The sequence below is a fragment of the Pseudomonas sp. 22082 genome, from assembly GCF_052046055.1.
In the GTDB taxonomy this organism is placed as follows: Bacteria; Pseudomonadota; Gammaproteobacteria; order Pseudomonadales; family Pseudomonadaceae; genus Aquipseudomonas; species Aquipseudomonas pharyngis.
This window is the reverse complement of record NZ_JBQEQB010000025.1, coordinates 1-18,033: the sequence shown is the minus strand read 5'-3', so window position 1 is coordinate 18,033 and position 18,033 is coordinate 1. Positions and strand designations below refer to the sequence as shown.

The following is an 18,033-nucleotide window of genomic DNA, read 5'->3' as shown; positions in this document are numbered from 1 at the left end:
TTCGCGAGCAAGCCCGCTCCCACAGGGGGAACGCATTCCAAATGTGGGAGCGGGCTTGCTCGCGAAGAATTCACCTCGGTCTCAGCGGTCTGGCGCGATCAACTTGCAGAGCTTGGCGGTGGCTTCGATCATCTGCCCGCTCGGGCGCTCCAGACCTTTGTCGGTGACCAGCAGCAACTGCCCGTGCTTGACCGCTGTCACCTGTGGCCAGGCGTTCCACGCATCCAGTTGCGGCTGATCGCCAGCCAGAATCACTTCGGGATCACGCTGTAAAACCGCTTCGATGCTCACCTGCGGCGCCGGCAGCCTCAGGTCGGCAAACACATTGCGTGCGCCGCACACTTCAAGCGCATCGCTGATGATCTGTCCGCCACCGACGGTGTACAGCGGCTTGTCCCAGACCTGGTAGAACGCCCGCAGCGGCGCTTCCCGCCGGTAGCGCTGGCGCAGCTCATCGAGGTTGCGCCGTAGCTCGGCGGCCCGTTCAACCCCACGCTCCGGGCGACCCAGCTGTGTCGCGATGGCTTCAATCTGCGCGGTCAGTTGCTCGAGACTGTGGGGCTCGGCAACAAAAGTCGGGATGTTCAGGCGCTTGAGCTGATCGCGTTGAGCCGGACCGACACTGCCAGGCCACAACAGCAACAAGTCAGGTTTGAGGCTCAGCAGCCGTTCCATGTCGAGCTGGCCATAACGGCCCACCGAAGGCACGTCCTTGATCGCGGATGGCCGCTCACCGGCATCCAGCACGCCGACCAGCAGATCGGCCGAATCCAGTTCGACAACGATTTCAGACAGGGATGGCGCGAGGCTGACCACCCGCAGAGCGGCCAGCGCCTCAGCGCTGACGGCCAGCAGCAGAACCGCCAGCCAGAGACGACGCATCAGGCGAGTTGACGCGGGATACGGTAGAGGTAGAACAGCACCGCCGTGGACAGCGCCAGCAACATCAGCGGCACCGCTTCAAGGCCGACGAACACCGCCAGCGCACCAATCCATGCCGGCAGTGCCGCGACCACGAATGCACTGCGAAGGCAGGCCGCCAGGGCGATCCAGGCAGCGGGCTCTTCAGGGGTATCGAGGGCTTTTTGCGTGGCGATCAGCGCATGTTTGTAGCGCCCGAAAAACTTCAGGCTGACAAACATCGAGGCCACGCCAGCGATAAAGAAAGGCATCGCCAGCACCGGCAGAATTGCCTCGCCCTGGCCGAACACAGCGTTGATCACGAACAGCGGCACCAGCGCCAGCGCCAGGTATTTCCACCAGGCGATCGACAGACGGCGCCGCACTTGCCCGCGGGTCACGCCCGGTCTACCTCGCCCTGATGCTCGTTACCCATCATGTGGTCGAGCTTGCTGGCCTTGGTCGCCAGATAGAGTTTGTTGTGCGGGTTGTGGCCGGTGTGCAGCGGCACGCGCTCGGCGACGACAATGCCCATGTCGGTCAAGGCTTTGACCTTGCGCGGGTTATTGGTCATCAGGCGCAGGGATTTGACGCCCAGATGCTCGAGCATCGGCAGGCACATGGCGTAGTCACGCTGGTCGGCGGCAAAGCCCAGACGCTCGTTGGCTTCAACGGTATCGGCGCCGCCGTCCTGCAATTCGTAGGCACGGATCTTGTTCAAAAGACCGATGCCGCGCCCTTCCTGACGCAGGTACAGCAGCACACCACGGCCTTCGCGAGCGATGGCCTTGAGGGCGCCTTCCAGTTGCGAGCCGCAGTCGCAACGCTGGCTGAACAAGGCATCGCCGGTCAGGCATTCGGAGTGCAGACGGCCGAGTACCGGGGCACCGTCGGCAATCTCGCCCAGGCTCAGCACGACGTGCTCGCGGCCGGTGGCTTCATCGAGAAAACCGTGCATGGTGAATTGCGCAAAAGGCGTTGGCAGCTTGGAAGCGGCGACAAAAACGACAGGCACCGGTGTGCTCCTGATCTGAAAAGTCCGAGATTCGCTGGGCGGCATTGTAACAGCAGGTTCCCGCAGGCGCTTAGGCTGAATTATCGGGGATAACTATCAAAAAGTTTGATGACAGGCTCGTCGCTATCGCCTGTACTCGAACGGATACGGCTGCTTCCAGCGCTCGAAGATCGGCTTCAACTCGCCGCTTTTCACCAGTTGCTCCATGCGCTGGTCGTAGATCGACATCAGCGCCCGGCCTTGCGGGGTGTCGGCGAAGCCGAGGTACAGCGGCAACTCTGCCAGATGCGAATAACGGTACGGCGAAGGATCGGCGGCGTTTCGCAGCACCGCTTCGATTTCCGTCAGCGCATCAATGTAGTAATCCGCCCGCCCCTGCTTGAGCATCGACAGGATCCCGGTGCGGCGCTCGATCTGGTTGAATCGTTTGACGTTCGGCAGATAGGTTTCGTAGCGATAGCCGCGCACCCAGGCCAGTCGGTACTTGCCCAGGGTCGCCTGGGTCGGCGAAGGATTGCTGGCCAGGCCGAGCGCGTAGATGTGGTCGGAATCGAAATTCCATTTCGGGTACAGCACCTGCTCGGCTTCGCCGCGATAGGAACCGACCAGTGCATCGACTTCCTTCAGTTGTACCAGCCCCACCGAACGAGTGTAGGGCACGGTGCGAATATCCAGGGTCACGCCGGCCGGCTCGAACACTTTGCGCAACACATCCCAGGCCAGGCCATGGCCGTCGGCGGCGGTGTAGTCTTCCCAGTCTTCGCTGGCCAGGTGAATGACCGACGGCGATGCGTCCTGTGCCTGGGCCACGGCACCAAGCAAGGTCAAAACCACTATCGCCAACCAGCGTCGAGTCATCCCTGCGTCCCTCCTCCACGCCCGGAAATCAGGCGAAAATCCACACCAGTCCCTGCATCGCCAGCCAGGCAAACACGCCGGCCAGCACGTCGTCGAGCATGATGCCGACGCCGCCGTGAACATGCCGGTCGATCCAGCGGATCGGCCACGGTTTGAGAATGTCGAAGAAGCGGAACACCAGGAACCCGGCGAGCAACCAGTACCAGCCTTCCGGCACCAGCCACAGGGTGATCCACATCCCGACCATTTCGTCCCAGACGATGCCCTCGTGGTCGTGCACCCGCAGATCGTCGGCCACTTTGCCGCACAGCCAGAAGCCGAACAACATGGTGATCCCGAGCATCAGCCAGTAACCCCAGTCCGGCAGCATCTGCCACAACGGGATAAAGGGTAGCGCAACTAACGAGCCCCAAGTGCCCGGCGCCTTGGGCAAGGTGCCCGAGCCAAAGCCGAACGCGAGGAAATGCCAGGGATTGCGCCAGACCGACGGCGGAACGAATTCGGCCGGAACCTGTTTCGGGTGATCTGTCACGGTGACTCCTGAAAATGTTGATAACCCCGGATTTGCGGGGTGATGTCGTGCCCGTCGCGATCCAGCAACACTACGCCCTGCCCTTGCGTCACGCGGCCGATCACATGGATCGACCAGCCATCGGCGAGCAGCGCCGGCAACTCGACGGCCGGCAGGGTGAAGGCCAGCACGTAGTCATCGCCACCGCTCAATGCCGCTCGTTCGGCGCCGCGCTGACCGAGAAACGCCACCAGCGCCTCCGACAACGGAACGCGCTCGCGCTCGACTTCGAGGCGGACCTTCGAGGCCAATGCGATGTGACCGCAATCGGCGAGCAGCCCATCGGAGATGTCCAGCGCCGAAGTGGCCTTGCCACGCAGGGCCTGACCGAGAGCGAGTTGCGGTTGCGGCGACCAGTAATGATCAAGCAGCGGCTGGGCAATGTGAGGCTCGGCGTCACGCTGACCCAGCACCAGCGGCAAGGCCCCGGCGGCATTGCCCAACTCACCGCCGACACACAGCAGATCGCCCGGCTGCGCGCCGCTGCGGGTCAGCGCTTTACCGGCCGGGACGCGACCGAACACGGTGACGGTCAGGCTCAACGGCCCGCGGGTCGTGTCGCCGCCGACCAGTGCCACGCCGCAGTCCTGCGCCATGCGGTTCAAACCGCGGGCATAGGCTTGCAGCCAATCGGCGGTCACCGTCGGCAAGGTCAGGGCAAGGGTAAAGGCGACGGGCGTGGCGCCCATGGCAGCGAGGTCGCTGACCGCCACGGCCAGCGAGCGCTGACCGAGCAGAAACGGATCGCAGGGATCGGCGAAATGCACGCCGGCCACCAGCGTATCGGTGGAAACCGCCAGCTGTTCCCCGGAAGGGACCGCCAGCAAGGCGCAGTCGTCACCGATCCCCAGTGCAACGCCTTCGCCGCCCTGCGCACAAGGCGCGGCGGCGAAGAAATTGCGGATCAGCTCAAACTCGCCCATGGCTGAGAAAAAGTATTCAAGCGCGGATCAGCGCTTGAACGCCTTCACTTCAGCTTCACGCAGGCGCGGAGCCAGCTTGTCGAGCACGCCGTTGACGAACTTGTGGCCGTCGGTCGAACCGAACACCTTGGCCAGCTCGATACCTTCGTTGATCACAACGCGGTACGGCACGTCGACGCGCTTGAGCAGCTCCCAGGTGGACAGGCGCAGAACCGCCAGTTCAACCGGGTCCAGCTCTTCGATCGCCAGGTCCAGGCAAGGCGTGAGCGCGGTGTCGATTTCAGTCTTGAACTGCGGAACCCCGTGGAGGATTTCGCGGAAGTAAGCACCGTCGACATCGGTGAAATCGTTATCGACCCGGAACTGCGCTTCGATCTCGTTCAACGATTGCCGAGCCATGTGCCATTGATACAGGGCCTGGGTCGCGAGCTGACGGGCTTCGCGGCGCTTGGCGCTCTTCGATGGCTTGCCGGCATCCGCAGGTTTCGGATCGCGCGGGTTGAAACGATCGCTTTCGTCGCTAATCACTTGGCCTCCAACTGCGCCAGCAGGCTGACCATTTCCAGAGCGGACAGGGCAGCTTCAGCACCTTTGTTGCCGGCCTTGGTGCCGGAACGTTCGATGGCTTGCTCGATGGAATCAACGGTCAGGACGCCGAAAGCGACCGGTACGCCGAATTCCATGGACACCTGGGCCAGGCCCTTGGTGCACTCGCCCGCCACGTATTCGAAGTGCGGAGTACCGCCACGAATGACCGCGCCCAGGGCGATGATTGCTGCGAACTCGCCTTTCTGGGCGACTTTCTGCGCAACCAGCGGGATTTCGAAGGCGCCAGGTGCGCGGATGATGGTGATGTCGCTTTCGCTCACGCCGTGGCGAACCAGGGCATCAACTGCACCGCTGACCAGGCTTTCAACCACGAAGCTGTTGAAGCGGCCCACTACCAAAGCGTAGCGGCCTTTAGGGGCGATGAAGGTACCTTCGATGGTCTTCAGGGTCATTCGTCAGATCTCTTAAAGAGCCGGGACGCGTCTGTTTCGCGTCCCTCAGTGATTTATTTGCCGCGAATACAGGGCCGGAAACAACCGGTCATTATTCGGAGGGCACGTATTCTACAACTTCCAGATCGAAACCGGATATCGCATTAAATTTCATTGGCGCGCTCATCAAACGCATTTTGCGCACACCGAGGTCACGCAGGATCTGCGAACCGGCACCGACAATGCTGTAGGTGGTCGGTTTTTTCGGTGCGGCCTGATCGCCGGTTTCGCGGATGTGCGCCAGCAACACGTCGCCATCCAGTGGATGACCGAGCAACAGCACCACACCGCTGCCGGCCTCGGCAACCGCAGCCATGGCGGCGCGCAGACTCCAGCGGCCCGGTTGCTTGACCATCAGCAGGTCGCGCAGCGGGTCCATGTTGTGCACGCGAACCAGGGTCGGCTCTTCGGCGCAAACGGTGCCCAGGGTCAGTGCCATGTGCACGTCGCCTTCCACGGAATCACGATAGGTCACCAGGTTGAATTGGCCCAGTTCGCTGTCCAGCGGCTGCTCGGCAATCCGCTGAACGGTACGTTCGTGGATCATCCGGTAGTGAATCAGGTCGGCGATGGTGCCGATCTTGATGTTGTGTTCCGCGGCGAAGGCTTCCAGCTCGGCGCGACGGGACATGGTGCCGTCATCGTTCATCACTTCGCAGATCACGCCGCTCGGCTCAAAACCGGCCATGCGCGCCAGGTCGCAGGCGGCTTCGGTGTGGCCGGCGCGCGCCAGGGTGCCACCGGCCTGGGCCATCAGCGGAAAAATGTGGCCCGGGCTGACGATGTCTTCGGCCTTGGCGTCTTTCGCGGCGGCCGCTTGCACGGTGCGCGCACGGTCAGCGGCGGAAATGCCGGTGGTCACGCCTTCGGCCGCTTCGATCGAAACGGTGAACTTGGTGCCGAAACCGGAACCGTTGCGCGGAGCCATCAGCGGCAGCTTCAGGGTTTCGCAGCGCTCGCGGCTCATCGGCATGCAGATCAGGCCACGGGCGTATTTGGCCATGAAGTTGATGTGCTCGGCCTTGCAGCATTCGGCGGCCATGATCAGGTCGCCTTCGTTCTCGCGGTCTTCGTCATCCATGAGGATGACCATCTTGCCTTGGCGGATGTCTTCAACCAGTTCTTCGATGCTATTGAGCGCCACAAGGCACCCCCTTCAGTCAGGATTTGAGGTAGCCGTTGGCGGCCAGAAAGCTTTCAGTGATGCCACCGCCAAGCTTTTGTGAAGAGTCAGGCTCAGCGGCCCTGTCGCCCAGAAGCAGACGCTCCAGATAACGCGCCAGCAGGTCGACTTCCAGGTTCACCCGGCGACCTGGCTTGTAGGACGCCATGATGGTTTCGCTCAGGGTGTGCGGGATGATCGTCAGCAGGAACTCGGCGCCATCGACCGCGTTCACGGTCAGGCTGGTGCCGTCAACGGTGATCGAGCCCTTGTGGGCGATGTACTTGGCCAGCTCCTTCGGCGCGCGGATGCGAAATTCCACGGCGCGGGCATTGTCGCTGCGCGAAACCACTTCGCCGACGCCGTCGACGTGACCGCTGACCAGATGGCCGCCGAGACGGGTGGTCGGGGTCAGGGCTTTTTCCAGGTTGACCGGGCTACCGCTTTTCAGGTCATTCATGGCGGTGCAGTCGAGGGTTTCGCGACTGACGTCGGCGGCGAAGCCGTTGCCCGGCAATTCAACGGCGGTCAGGCACACGCCGTTGACCGCGATGCTGTCGCCGAGTTTGACGTCGCTCAGGTCGAGCTTGCCGGTTTCGACATGCACCCGCACATCACCGCCCTTTGGGGTCAGTGCGCGGATACTGCCGATGGATTCGATGATGCCGGTAAACATGGGGTTCTCCTTGAGAACGAAGCCAGCGCTAACGCGATGGCCGGGAATTATACGCTCGCCGATGGGACAGGGATGGCAGTGACTCGCCAGTCATCGCCAACCGCGCGAATTTCAGTGATTTTCAGCTCCGGCGCATCCTTCATACAGGCCAGCGGCCAGTCCAGAAGCGGACGCGCCGTGGAGCCGAGGAACTTGCCGGCGATGAAGATCACGAACTCGTCGACCAGACCGAGCTGGGCAAACGCACCGGCCAGTCGCGGACCGGCCTCGACCAGCACTTCGTTGACGCCACGGTTGGTGAGTTCGACCAGCAACTGGTGCAGATCGACCTGACCGTCATCGCCCGGCACGATCAGGCATTCCGGACCGTGGGCGTACTGTTCTTCAATGGCCACGCAGGTGGCGACCAGCGCCGGGCCGGCCTTGAAGAACGGCGCATCCAGCGGCACTCGCAGACGCCCGTCGATCAACACCCGCAGCGGCGGACGGCTCAGGGCCAGTGCGGTTTGTTCGGCATCCAGCCCCAGCTCATCGCCGCGAACGGTCAGGCGTGCGCCATCGGCCAGCACCGTGTCGGCGCCGGTCAGCACCACGCTGGCCTGGGCGCGCAGACGCTGCACCGCCGAACGCGCGGCAGGGCCGGTGATCCATTGGCTCTCGCCGCTTTCCATCGCCGTACGACCGTCGAGGCTCATGGCCAACTTGACCCGCACGAACGGCAAGCCGTGTTCCATGCGCTTCAGAAAACCTTGATTGAGCTTGCGCGCCTCAGCTTCCAGCACGCCGCTTTCGGTGGCGATGCCGGCATCGGTCAAGCGCTGCAGACCGCGTCCGGCGACTTGCGGATTCGGATCACGCATCGCCGCGACCACCCGGCCAACACCGGCATTCACCAGCGCATCGGCACACGGCGGTGTGCGGCCGTGGTGGCTGCAAGGTTCGAGGGTCACGTAAGCCGTGGCGCCCCGGGCCCGTTCACCGGCGGCGCGCAGGGCGTGGACTTCGGCGTGGGGTTCGCCGGCCCGCTCATGCCAGCCTTCGCCGACAATTTGCCCGTCGCGCACGATCACGCAGCCGACCCGTGGATTGGGGTGAGTCGTGTAATGCCCCTTGCGCGCCAGCTCCAGGGCCCGGGCCATGAAGTGAGCGTCGAGGATGGCCTGCTCGGCGGCAGTGGTCATTCTTTCACCGGTTCGCGGGCGAGGCGGTCGATCTCTTCGCGGAATTCGTTGAGGTCCTGGAAGCGGCGGTACACGGAAGCGAAACGGATGTAGGCGACTTCATCGAGCTTTTGCAGCTCGGCCATCACCAGTTCGCCGACCACGAGGGACTTGACCTCGCGCTCGCCGGTGGCGCGCAGCTTGTGCTTGATATGGACCAGCGAGGATTCGAGGCGCTCGACGCTCACCGGACGTTTCTCCAGGGCGCGTTGCATGCCGGCGCGGAGTTTTTCTTCGTCGAACGGTTGGCGGCTGCCGTCGGTTTTGATCAGGCGCGGCAACACCAGTTCGGCCGTCTCGAACGTCGTGAAACGTTCGCCGCAGGCCAGGCATTCACGCCGGCGGCGCACCTGTTCGCCCTCGGCGACCAGACGCGAGTCGATGACCTTGGTGTCGTTGGCACCGCAGAAGGGACAGTGCATGGTGGCTGGCAACAAAAAAAGGGAGGGCCATGGTAGCGCATCCCGGTGGCAAGACAAGCCATAGGCTTTGCGGTATACAGACTGCCATGATCGATTGATCCATGGATTTCATTTTGCTGGAGCCACCAATGTCCCTACGACCGCTCGTTTTGCTCAGTGTTTTCAGCCTGCTGGTGGCCTGTGGCAGCGACGCGCCCAAGCCTCAGCCGCCCACGCCGGGCCCGGCGCCGCAACAGGCGCAGAAAAAAGCCCGGGAAGCCGCCGACCTCGGCCCGCTGCCGGCGTATCAGCGCGAACTGAGCGGCACCCTGCAAGGCGTGCCGGCCGGCGCCGAAGTCGAACTGGCGCTGCTGGTGATCGACGAGAAGGATCGCCCGCAACAATTGCTCGCCAGTTCCAGCCTGATCGGCAACAACCAGATTCTGCCGTTTCACCTGCGTTTCAACCCCGAATCCTTCCCGGTTGGCGCGCGGGTTGAATTGCGCGGCCGCGCCAGCCAGTCCGGCCAGTTGATCCTGCACCTGCCGTCGCAGACCATCACTCAGCCAACCACCCAGGCGTTGGGCCAGCTGCAATTTGTCAAAGCCCCATGAATGCCCCGTCAGACCTGCAACAGTCGCTGGGCGAGTTGCTCGGCGACGCCCGACTGAAAGCCTGCACATTGCCGGACACCGACTTGCAGCTGTGGCTGATCGACGGCGACAACATGGCGCGCGAATTCAGCCAGGAAGAAACCCAACGAATCCTGCATGAACCGCCGTACTGGAGTTTCTGCTGGGCCAGCGGTCTGGCGGTGGCGCACTATCTGGCAGAGTTTCCCGAGTGGGTGCGGGGCAAACGGGTGCTGGATTTCGGCGCCGGTTCCGGGATCGCCGGCATCGCGGCGGTGAAGGCCGGCGCGCTGGAAGTGGTGGCCTGCGACCTTGACCCGCTGGCGATTGCCGCCTGTCGGGCGAATGCCGAACTCAATGATGTGCAAATGAGCTATTCCACGGACTTCTTCGCCGAGGCCGATCGCTTCGATCTGATCCTGGTGGCCGACGTGCTCTACGACCGGGAAAACCTGCCGCTGCTCGACGCCTTCCTGAGCCGTGGCCGCGAAGCGCTGGTGGCGGATTCACGGGTCAGGGATTTCCGTCATCCGCTGTACCGACGCATCGAAATGCTCGAAGCCATGACCCTGCCGGATCTGGCCGAGCCGGAAGAGTTTCGCCATGTCAGCCTCTACCATGCGGCCCGCGCCTGACCGTATAGTTGCCCCATTCACGCTTTTACGAGATACCCCATGAGTCAGCAAACGCCGTACATCTTCGACGCCACGACGGCCGACTTCGACCAGTCGGTGATCGAGGCTTCCTTCCAAAAACCGGTGCTGGTGGATTTCTGGGCCGAATGGTGCGCGCCGTGCAAGGCGCTGATGCCGATGCTGCAAGGGATCGCCGAGAGCTATCAGGGCGAGTTGCTGCTGGCCAAAGTCAATTGCGATATCGAGCAGGACATCGTCGCCCGCTTCGGCATCCGCAGCCTGCCGACCGTGGTGCTGTTCAAGGACGGTCAACCGGTAGACGGCTTTGCCGGCGCGCAACCGGAATCCGCCGTGCGCGCCCTGCTCGAACCCCATGTACAGATGCCCGCGCCGTCGGCTGCCGATCCATTCGAACAGGCTCAGGCACTGTTTGACGAGGGCCGCTACGCCGACGCGGAAGCGACATTGGTCACGCTGCTGGGCGAAGACAATACCAACGCCAAGGCGTTGATTCTCTACGCTCGCTGCCTGACCGAACGCGGTGAACTGGGCGAAGCGCAAACCGTGCTCGACGCGGTCAAGAGCGACGAGCACAAAGCCGCACTGGCCGGCGCCAAGGCGCAGATCAAGTTCCTTGGTCTGGCCCGCGACCTGCCGGATGCCGCCGACCTGAAAAGCCGTCTGGCGCAGAACCCGCAGGACGATGAAGCGGTGTATCAACTGGCGATCCAGCAACTGGCCCGTCAGCAATACGAAGCGGCGCTGGACGCCCTGCTCAAGCTGTTCATCCGCAACCGCAGCTACGGCGAAGGTCTGCCGCACAAGACCTTGCTGCAAGTGTTCGAACTGCTGGGTAACGATCACCCGCTGGTGACCGCTTACCGGCGCAAGGTGTTCGCCGCGCTGTACTAACCCCTTACTCGATCCAGCTGTAGAGCGGCGTATCGCCGCCGCTCGCCACCTTCACATCGGATGAATGACGCAGGCGCACCAGCAAGCGCTTGCCCGCCGCTGCGCTGCCGGTCAGCCCTTCGAGCTGATCCAGCAGATCCGGGCCGCTGAGCTGCCCGGCCTTGCGCAAAAGATCCCTCGCGACCTGCCACAACGCGTCATCCTGATTCACCGGTTTCGCCACCGGCGCCGCCGCTGCTGCTTGCGGCTGGGCCGTCTGCACCTGCACGCCAAACTGCGCACCGAGCCGCGCCCAGTCGCTTTCATCCAGTTCCAGGGTCAAATCCACCGGCAACTCGCCGACGGTTCCGCGTATCCGCAACATAAGCTTTCTCCCGCACATTTCTGATCTGCATGCTCCCATGGGACTTGTGTAACGCCAAGTGTCAGGAGCTGGCGACGTTTACCTTATCGACTACATTTCTTCTTTTTTCATGGGAAGGAACCCCATGTCTTCAGGAAGAAAACTGGCGTCGAAGGGAGGCCCTACCTCTACAGGTGGTGTGATTCTCGAAGGAAACGAAAACCTGCGTATAGAAGGCGAAATCATCGCCTCGATCGGACAACTTGCCAGTTGCCCTGCGTGCAGTGCTGGCCAGGGAGCGATCGTCGCCGTTGGCGAAAGAACGCTGATCCTGCCTGCCGGCCCGGCTGCACTGGAGGGTGACTACGTCGCCTGCGGCTGCCCGCCCATGGCCAACAAACTGCTCACCCAGCAACACAGCGGTTTCGCCGGCATAGGCCGCCCGGCCCCCATCGATATGGGCCCACCCATTGCCGCCCTGGCTTCGCATCGTTATCTGCAAGTCATCATCGAACGCTTGGACGACACCCGGAAACCGGGACTTGCCTACAAACTCAAGGACAAGAAAAAGGCGGCCATTCTGCAGGACAGTACCTGCACTGCCACAGGTGAAGGTTGCGAACACCAGGTCGAGAACCCTGAGGACTACGACACTCTCCTGATTGGTGAAGATGCCGAATGGACGTTCTATTCCTATGAAGAACCGTTGAAACAGGACGCGTCATGAAATCGAAAATCAAACTTGCCTTTAAGGATTTTCTGATGCAGCCCCCCAAGGGCGTGCAGTTTCAATTGCTGATCAACGAACAACTCGTTGATGGCAATATCGTCCAGAAAAAAGACACACCAACTACCTACACTTTTTTTTCGGATAAAGGACAAACAACCGTCATCCGCGATGAAGAAAAAAAGGTATCGACGATAAAGAGCCGCGATAGCTATGAGATCACGTTGCAGATCATCGGAGGCAGCGGAGTAACGAAAGCGATTCACAAGGCCACTCTGAATCAGGGCAAATTGCTGACCATCGTGGCCGTTTCACCTTGGGTGAAGGTGCCTTTGTCCAACAGCGGAGCCGTCACCGGTGATACGTTTTACGAGGTGGAATACGGGGTGAAACGTCAGAACAAGACCAATACGGTGAGGGTTTTCATTCAGGATCTGCCGCGAAAAATCTTGCTGGAGGCACTTTCTCACCGAAACTCCACAGCATGGGCAGGCAACAGAAGCAAAAAATCCTTGCCTCATAGAACCGCCGATGAATCAAGCAAGAGCGTGGAATTCCCCGCCAATACCAACAAATGCAACTTGTTCGTTTATGACGTGCTGACAGCTGTCGGAATCAACGTAGCGCTGATCGAACACGGCAAGTCGAAGTACATTTGGGGATACTCAAAAGTCAGTCCACCACTTGCCGGAGAGTGGGCCGACGAGAATCGATTACTTAAAAGCTGGAGCGTGCAACGCTCCGCGCTGCCCGGTGACATAGGTGCGTATGCTGTCAACTATTCGGACGCCAGCGGCCATGTCGGCTTCGTGCTTTCCCAAGGTGTCTGCATATCCGCCAGCTGGGAAAAAATCGAAGTCAACGATGTCGGCTTCCGACGGGCGTCCGGCAACGCCATTGATAGCGATCATGACTTCACCATTTTTCGACGATACAAATACAGCACACCACAATGAAACGACTGCTCTGGATACTCCTCGCCATTCCACTCCTGCTGATCATGGCGTGGCGACTTTGGTCGCCCGCCGACCTGTCGACCTGTACCTCCGGAGCATCCACAGCCGGATCACTGACAGCGTTCATACGGGACTACTTCGAGCGCAATGATCGTGTCGACTGGCGCGAACTGGATGATCGATTCGATGTGCTATCGACACCTGAAGGACAGAAAATCGCCAGCCAACCCCAAGCACATGTCTGTGAAGCGATACAGCTTCTGCAAAGCCCTGCGTTCAGCCAGAGTGAAAAAATCTTCACCACAGCATTGATGTTCCAGTTGCCGATCAAACAGTACATGGGATTCATGGACAACGGCCATCTGCTCTATACCCAAGGCAGGATTGATCGCGACGTAATGATCCTGATTCTTCAACCCCGCGGCACAGCAATCAATTACTGGTGGCTGCCGGCATGGCGTGAACGCTTCCACCGTGATGCGCCGAAGTTGCTGGACACCGGATTGATCACTCAAGTGTTATCGGGTCGTTATTGGTTCGACTATCCCGGTAGCGGATTCTGAAGCACGTCACCTCTCGCTGATCTACGCACCGTCCGGACCGAGCTCCGGGCGGTGCGCAGCCACACCTTGCGCAAAACGTGTCAGGCGGGCAAACTCTGCGCACTTTCGTTATAAGATTACATAACAAACTCTTCACTTTACTTCCCGGAGACCGCCATGCGTCGTCTGCTGCTCGCTTTGCCGTTTGCCCTGTTGCCGCTGGCCATCGCCCAGGCTGCCGATGAGCATGATCACGACCATGAGCACGGCAGCCTCGCTGCCCACGAACATGGCGTTGGACGCCTGAACGCGGCGCTCGACGGCCAGACCCTGGAGCTGGAGCTGGAAAGCCCGGCGATGAACCTTGTGGGTTTTGAACACGTCGCCACCAGCGATGCCGACAAGGCCAAGGTCGCCGCCGCTCGCGCTCAGCTGGAAAAACCGCTGGCGCTGTTCAGCCTGCCGGCCGCCGCCGGTTGCAAAGTCACCAGCCAGGAGCTGGAAAGCCCGCTGTTCGGCGACAAGCCGGATGCCGACGACCACGACGAAGAGGAGGCCGGCAAGGACGGTCACGAGCATCATCACGACCACAGCGAAATCCACGCCCACTACCAGTTCAGCTGTGCGGCACCGGGTGCGTTGAAAACCCTGGATCTGGCGAACCTGTTCACTACCTTCCCGGCCACCCAGAAAATTCAGGTACAACTGATCAGCCCGAGCGGCCAGCAAGGCACGGAAGTGACGGCCAAGGCCGCCGCCCTGAAGTTCTGACACGAAACGGCGCCATGACCCAAGCACTCATCGAACTGTCCGACCTGGGCTTCAACTGGCCCGGTCACCCGTCGCTGCTGGACATCCCGGCGTTTCGTCTGGAGGCCGGCGAAACCCTGTTCCTCAAGGGCCCCAGCGGCAGCGGCAAGACCACCCTGCTCGGCCTGCTTGGCGGGGTGCAGAAACCCGGTCGCGGCAGCATTCGCCTGCTCGGCCAGGAACTGACCGAACTGGGTGCCGGCGCCCGTGATCGCTTTCGCGTCGATCACACCGGCTACATTTTCCAGCAGTTCAACCTGCTGCCGTTTCTCTCGGTGCGCGAGAACGTCGAGCTGCCGTGCCACTTTTCGAAGCTGCGCGCCGAGCGTGCGAAACAGCGTCACGGCAGCGTTGATCAGGCCGCCGCCACCCTGCTCGCCCACCTGGGTTTGAAGGACGAAAGGCTCCTGAGTCGCCGCGCCGATTCGCTGTCGATCGGTCAGCAGCAACGGGTCGCCGCTGCCCGTGCATTGATCGGGCAACCGGAACTGGTGATCGCCGACGAACCGACCTCGGCACTGGATTACGACGCCCGGGAAAACTTCATTCGCCTGCTGTTCGCCGAGTGCCGCGAAGCCGGCTCGAGCCTGTTGTTCGTCAGCCACGACCAGAGCCTCGCGCCGCTGTTCGACCGTCACCTGTCCCTGGCCGAACTCAATCGCGCCGCCACGTCTGCCGAGGTCTGAGATGTATCTGTTCCGTCTGGCCATGGCCAGCCTCGCCAACCGGCGTTTCACCGCCCTGCTCACTGCTTTCGCCATCGCGCTTTCTGTCTGCCTGCTGCTGGCAGTCGAACGGGTGCGAACTGAAGCCAAAGCCAGTTTTGCCAGCACTATCAGCGGCACCGACCTGATCGTCGGCGCCCGCTCGGGCTCGGTGAACCTGTTGCTGTATTCGGTGTTCCGCATCGGCAACGCCACCAACAACATCCGCTGGGACAGCTTCGAACACTTCGCCAGCAACCCGAAGGTGAAGTGGGCGATCCCGATGTCCCTCGGCGATTCCCATCGCGGCTACCGGGTGATGGGCACCACCGAAGCCTATTTCGAGCATTACCAGTACGGTCGCCAGCAGCATCTGGAACTGGCCGACGGCCGCGCCTTCGCCACCGATCCGTTCGAAGTGGTGCTCGGTGCCGAAGTGGCCGAAGCGCTGCATTACAAGCTCGGCGACAAACTGGTGTTGGCCCATGGCGTCGCGGCGATCAGTCTGGTCAAGCACGACGACAAGCCGTTCACCGTGGTCGGCATTCTCAAGCGCACCGGCACCCCGGTGGACCGAACGTTGCACATCAGCCTCGGCGGCATGGAGGCGATTCACATCGACTGGCACAACGGCGTGCCGGCCCGTGGCAACGGGCGGATTAGCGCCGATCAGGCGCGCAACATGGATCTGACGCCGCAAGCCATCACCGCGTTCATGCTCGGCCTCAACAGCAAGATTTCGACCTTCGCCCTGCAACGGGAGATCAATGAGTTCCGTGGCGAGCCGATGCTGGCGATCCTGCCGGGCGTGGCCTTGCAGGAGTTGTGGAGCCTGATGAGCACCGCTGAAAAAGCGCTGTTCGTGGTCTCGCTGTTCGTGGTGTTGACCGGGTTGATCGGCATGCTCACGGCAATTCTCACCAGCCTCAACGAACGCCGCCGCGAAATGGCGATCCTGCGTTCGGTGGGCGCGCGGCCTTGGCATATCGCGAGCCTGCTGGTGCTGGAAGCGTTCGCTCTGGCGCTGACCGGGGTGATCGCCGGACTGGCGTTGCTGTATATCGGCATCAGTGCGGCACAGGGTTATGTGCAGGCCAATTACGGTCTGTATCTGCCGCTGGCCTGGCCAAGCGTGTATGAATGGACGCTGCTCGGTGGCATTCTGGCGGCCGCGCTGCTGATGGGCAGCGTGCCGGCCTGGCGCGCGTATCGCCAATCTCTGGCCGACGGCCTGTCGATCCGTTTATGAGGATGTTCACCATGCCCCGCGCCGTGCTTGCGCTGCTGTTGCTGGTCGCCCTGCCCGTGTGGGCGGCGGCGCCAAAAGACCTGACCTGGTCGGAAATGATCCCGCCGGACGCCGCGCCCGAAGTGCCGAACATGACGCCGCTGCACGACCTGTCGAAGATGGGCGACGCGCTGTCGGCGGAGTCCGCGCCAGCGGCCAAACAGGACATGCCCAACGCGCCGGTGGTGCAAAGCCTCGATGGCCAGAACATCCGCCTGCCGGGCTACATCGTGCCGCTGGAAGTGAGCGAAGAAGGTCGCACCACGGATTTCCTGCTGGTGCCGTATTTCGGCGCCTGCATCCACGTGCCGCCACCGCCGTCGAACCAGATCGTGCACGTAAAAAGCGAACTCGGCGTGAAGCTCGACGAGCTGTATCAGCCGTACTGGGTGGAAGGGCCGTTGCAGGTCAAGCAGTCCACCAGCGAACTGGCCGATGCCGGGTATCAGATGGAAGCGGACAAGATTTACGTCTACGAACTGCCGGAGTAAATCCCGATAGTTTTGTACCGGTTGATCAATAGCTTTCGCGAGCAAGCCCGCTTGTATGTTTAGACTTGAAGGGGTGGGCGGGACTAAAAGCTCGATTCCGACTCTAGCCAGTACGGACCGTGGGAGACTTCTCGTCCCGCCCTTTCTACCTAAAGCGCCGATAAGGAATTCATCGGTAAAACCGACGATAGAGGCAAGCCAGCGCTACGGTAGACCCCGACAAGCTCTTAAACCCTAGCTCCGAGGATTCGTCATGACAATCCTTACCTCGCCAACGGTGATTGGTGTCGATGTGGCCAAGGCCGAAATCGTCGTTTATCGCGAAGATCTGAAAATCATCCAGGCCATCAACAACGACCGCACATCTGTAGGTCATTGGCTGAAGACCCTGCCCGCCCAAAGCTCAATCGCCCTGGAAGCCACTAATCTCTACCACCTGGACACGGCCGAACTGGCCCATGGTATGGGGCATCGGGTTTACATCGTGGACCCTTACCGGGTGAGCCATTACCGCGAAAGCATCGGTCAGCGTGCAAAAACCGACCCTTGTGATGCACGTCTTCTGGCGCGTTATCTAACCAGTGAACAGCATCGGCTGCGGGTCTGGAACCCACCACCGCGGCACTACACAGTGTTGAAAAGTCTGCTTAACAAGCGTGCACAGCTGATGAAGGTCCGAGTCAGTATCAAGCTGAGCTGGTCAACCGAACCTCTTCTTGAAGATCTTTTGGCCGATGGGTTGAAGCATTTCAAACAGCTGGATCAGGCCATTCAGGAGTTGCTTCGTAAAGTCAGCCAAGAAGCCGGAATTAGTGAAAACATCAGACGCTGCAAAGCGATTGAAGGAGTTGGTGAACTCACGGCAACGGGCCTGGCAACTACATACATGCGAGGTGAGTTCGCCAGCGCCGATGCGTTCATCGCCTTTCTGGGAATGGACTTGAAGGCAAAAGACTCAGGTAAGAAACACAGTCCTCGCCACTTGAGCAAAAAAGGTGACGGGGAATTACGGCGTCTTGCACACAATGCAGCTATGGCAGCTTGTCGGTCCCCTGTCTGGAAACCGTTCTATGAGTCCTATCTGGCAAGAGGTCTAGCCAGAACCCAAGCCTTGGTCATCCTCGCCCGCAAGCTTTGCCGGGTGGCATTCGCCCTCATGAAAAACCAGAGCGAATACCAACCGAATTTAAGGTTGCAGGGTTCCCCTGCAACATAGAATCTCCCACA

The 18,033-nt window shown here is 61.3% G+C and carries 24 protein-coding genes; 11 read left to right on the top strand and 13 right to left on the bottom strand.

Annotated features, from left to right (window positions below):
• Positions 1–81: 81 nt before the first annotated feature.
• The 12 genes from ACTJK9_RS24615 to nrdR all read right to left on the bottom strand — a co-directional run bounded on the left by ACTJK9_RS24615 (position 82) and on the right by nrdR (position 8,787).
• Positions 82–882 (bottom strand): cobalamin-binding protein, encoded by an 801-nt coding sequence (locus tag ACTJK9_RS24615; protein WP_085613372.1) that lies wholly within the window; start codon positions 880–882, stop codon positions 82–84.
• Positions 882–1,301, bottom strand: a complete 420-nt coding sequence (locus ACTJK9_RS24610) for a hypothetical protein (protein WP_064382213.1) — start codon at positions 1,299–1,301, stop codon at positions 882–884. Before ACTJK9_RS24610 ends, ACTJK9_RS24615 begins: the two co-directional genes overlap by 1 nt.
• The gene (gene ribA, locus ACTJK9_RS24605) at positions 1,298–1,915 is read right to left on the bottom strand and encodes a GTP cyclohydrolase II (protein WP_007955551.1); all 618 of its coding nucleotides are present in this window, start codon (positions 1,913–1,915) and stop codon (positions 1,298–1,300) included. Before ribA ends, ACTJK9_RS24610 begins: the two co-directional genes overlap by 4 nt.
• 123 nt (positions 1,916–2,038) lie before the next feature.
• A complete protein-coding gene (locus ACTJK9_RS24600) occupies positions 2,039–2,773 on the bottom strand; it encodes a substrate-binding periplasmic protein (protein WP_085613371.1) in 735 nt (244 codons plus the stop codon).
• 28 nt (positions 2,774–2,801) lie between these two features.
• A complete protein-coding gene (locus ACTJK9_RS24595) occupies positions 2,802–3,305 on the bottom strand; it encodes a phosphatidylglycerophosphatase A family protein (RefSeq protein WP_007910933.1) in 504 nt (167 codons plus the stop codon).
• Positions 3,302–4,267: a thiamine-phosphate kinase gene (thiL, locus tag ACTJK9_RS24590; RefSeq protein WP_064599733.1), complete on the bottom strand. Its 966-nt coding sequence runs from the start codon at positions 4,265–4,267 to the stop codon at positions 3,302–3,304. The genes ACTJK9_RS24595 and thiL overlap by 4 nt, the downstream gene beginning before the upstream one ends.
• Positions 4,268–4,294: 27 nt before the next feature.
• Positions 4,295–4,795, bottom strand: coding sequence for a transcription antitermination factor NusB (gene nusB / locus ACTJK9_RS24585; RefSeq protein WP_024014489.1), 501 nt, complete (start codon positions 4,793–4,795; stop codon positions 4,295–4,297).
• Positions 4,792–5,268, bottom strand: coding sequence for a 6,7-dimethyl-8-ribityllumazine synthase (gene ribH / locus ACTJK9_RS24580; RefSeq protein WP_003228649.1), 477 nt, complete (start codon positions 5,266–5,268; stop codon positions 4,792–4,794). Before ribH ends, nusB begins: the two co-directional genes overlap by 4 nt.
• A 91-nt stretch (positions 5,269–5,359) precedes the next feature.
• Positions 5,360–6,451 (bottom strand): bifunctional 3,4-dihydroxy-2-butanone-4-phosphate synthase/GTP cyclohydrolase II, encoded by a 1,092-nt coding sequence (ribBA, locus tag ACTJK9_RS24575; RefSeq protein ID WP_039771922.1) that lies wholly within the window; start codon positions 6,449–6,451, stop codon positions 5,360–5,362.
• A 16-nt stretch (positions 6,452–6,467) separates the two neighbouring features.
• Complete coding sequence (locus ACTJK9_RS24570) at positions 6,468–7,145, bottom strand: riboflavin synthase (RefSeq protein ID WP_064599735.1); 678 nt, start codon at positions 7,143–7,145, stop codon at positions 6,468–6,470.
• Positions 7,146–7,192: 47 nt separating this feature from the next.
• Positions 7,193–8,326 (bottom strand): bifunctional diaminohydroxyphosphoribosylaminopyrimidine deaminase/5-amino-6-(5-phosphoribosylamino)uracil reductase RibD, encoded by a 1,134-nt coding sequence (ribD, locus tag ACTJK9_RS24565; RefSeq protein WP_085613369.1) that lies wholly within the window; start codon positions 8,324–8,326, stop codon positions 7,193–7,195.
• Positions 8,323–8,787 carry a transcriptional regulator NrdR gene (gene nrdR, locus ACTJK9_RS24560; RefSeq protein WP_003228656.1) on the bottom strand — a complete coding sequence of 155 codons (465 nt, stop codon included), beginning with the start codon at positions 8,785–8,787 and terminating at the stop codon, positions 8,323–8,325. Before nrdR ends, ribD begins: the two co-directional genes overlap by 4 nt.
• 128 nt (positions 8,788–8,915) lie before the next feature.
• On the opposite strand from nrdR, the gene ACTJK9_RS24555 reads away from it, so the two are divergent.
• From ACTJK9_RS24555 to trxA, 3 genes are read left to right on the top strand one after another with little or no spacing between them, the layout of a single operon-like run.
• Positions 8,916–9,380, top strand: coding sequence for a YbaY family lipoprotein (locus ACTJK9_RS24555; protein WP_011336139.1), 465 nt, complete (start codon positions 8,916–8,918; stop codon positions 9,378–9,380).
• A complete protein-coding gene (locus ACTJK9_RS24550) occupies positions 9,377–10,033 on the top strand; it encodes a class I SAM-dependent methyltransferase (protein ID WP_440816866.1) in 657 nt (218 codons plus the stop codon). Before ACTJK9_RS24555 ends, ACTJK9_RS24550 begins: the two co-directional genes overlap by 4 nt.
• A gap of 39 nt (positions 10,034–10,072) precedes the next feature.
• Positions 10,073–10,945: a thioredoxin gene (trxA, locus tag ACTJK9_RS24545; RefSeq protein ID WP_007955581.1), complete on the top strand. Its 873-nt coding sequence runs from the start codon at positions 10,073–10,075 to the stop codon at positions 10,943–10,945.
• A gap of 4 nt (positions 10,946–10,949) precedes the next feature.
• Here trxA and ACTJK9_RS24540 read toward each other — a convergent pair whose 3' ends face one another.
• A complete protein-coding gene (locus ACTJK9_RS24540; protein ID WP_085613367.1) occupies positions 10,950–11,309 on the bottom strand; it encodes a hypothetical protein in 360 nt (119 codons plus the stop codon).
• A gap of 124 nt (positions 11,310–11,433) precedes the next feature.
• On the opposite strand from ACTJK9_RS24540, the gene ACTJK9_RS24535 reads away from it, so the two are divergent.
• The 8 genes from ACTJK9_RS24535 (at position 11,434) to ACTJK9_RS24500 (ending at position 18,022) form a co-directional block, all read left to right on the top strand.
• Complete coding sequence (locus ACTJK9_RS24535) at positions 11,434–12,015, top strand: PAAR domain-containing protein (protein ID WP_256575427.1); 582 nt, start codon at positions 11,434–11,436, stop codon at positions 12,013–12,015.
• Positions 12,012–12,971, top strand: coding sequence for a CHAP domain-containing protein (locus tag ACTJK9_RS24530; protein ID WP_085613366.1), 960 nt, complete (start codon positions 12,012–12,014; stop codon positions 12,969–12,971). The genes ACTJK9_RS24535 and ACTJK9_RS24530 overlap by 4 nt, the downstream gene beginning before the upstream one ends.
• Positions 12,968–13,534, top strand: coding sequence for a hypothetical protein (locus ACTJK9_RS24525; protein WP_085613365.1), 567 nt, complete (start codon positions 12,968–12,970; stop codon positions 13,532–13,534). Before ACTJK9_RS24530 ends, ACTJK9_RS24525 begins: the two co-directional genes overlap by 4 nt.
• Before the next feature lie 156 nt (positions 13,535–13,690).
• Positions 13,691–14,284 (top strand): DUF2796 domain-containing protein, encoded by a 594-nt coding sequence (locus tag ACTJK9_RS24520; RefSeq protein ID WP_085613364.1) that lies wholly within the window; start codon positions 13,691–13,693, stop codon positions 14,282–14,284.
• 14 nt (positions 14,285–14,298) lie between these two features.
• Positions 14,299–15,009: an ABC transporter ATP-binding protein gene (locus tag ACTJK9_RS24515; RefSeq protein WP_440816860.1), complete on the top strand. Its 711-nt coding sequence runs from the start codon at positions 14,299–14,301 to the stop codon at positions 15,007–15,009.
• Between the two features lies 1 nt (position 15,010).
• Positions 15,011–16,276 (top strand): ABC transporter permease, encoded by a 1,266-nt coding sequence (locus tag ACTJK9_RS24510; protein WP_085613362.1) that lies wholly within the window; start codon positions 15,011–15,013, stop codon positions 16,274–16,276.
• Between the two features lie 11 nt (positions 16,277–16,287).
• Positions 16,288–16,806, top strand: a complete 519-nt coding sequence (locus ACTJK9_RS24505) for a DUF3299 domain-containing protein (RefSeq protein WP_039772003.1) — start codon at positions 16,288–16,290, stop codon at positions 16,804–16,806.
• 253 nt (positions 16,807–17,059) lie between these two features.
• Positions 17,060–18,022, top strand: coding sequence for an IS110 family transposase (locus tag ACTJK9_RS24500; protein WP_221397423.1), 963 nt, complete (start codon positions 17,060–17,062; stop codon positions 18,020–18,022).
• Positions 18,023–18,033 lie beyond the last annotated feature (11 nt).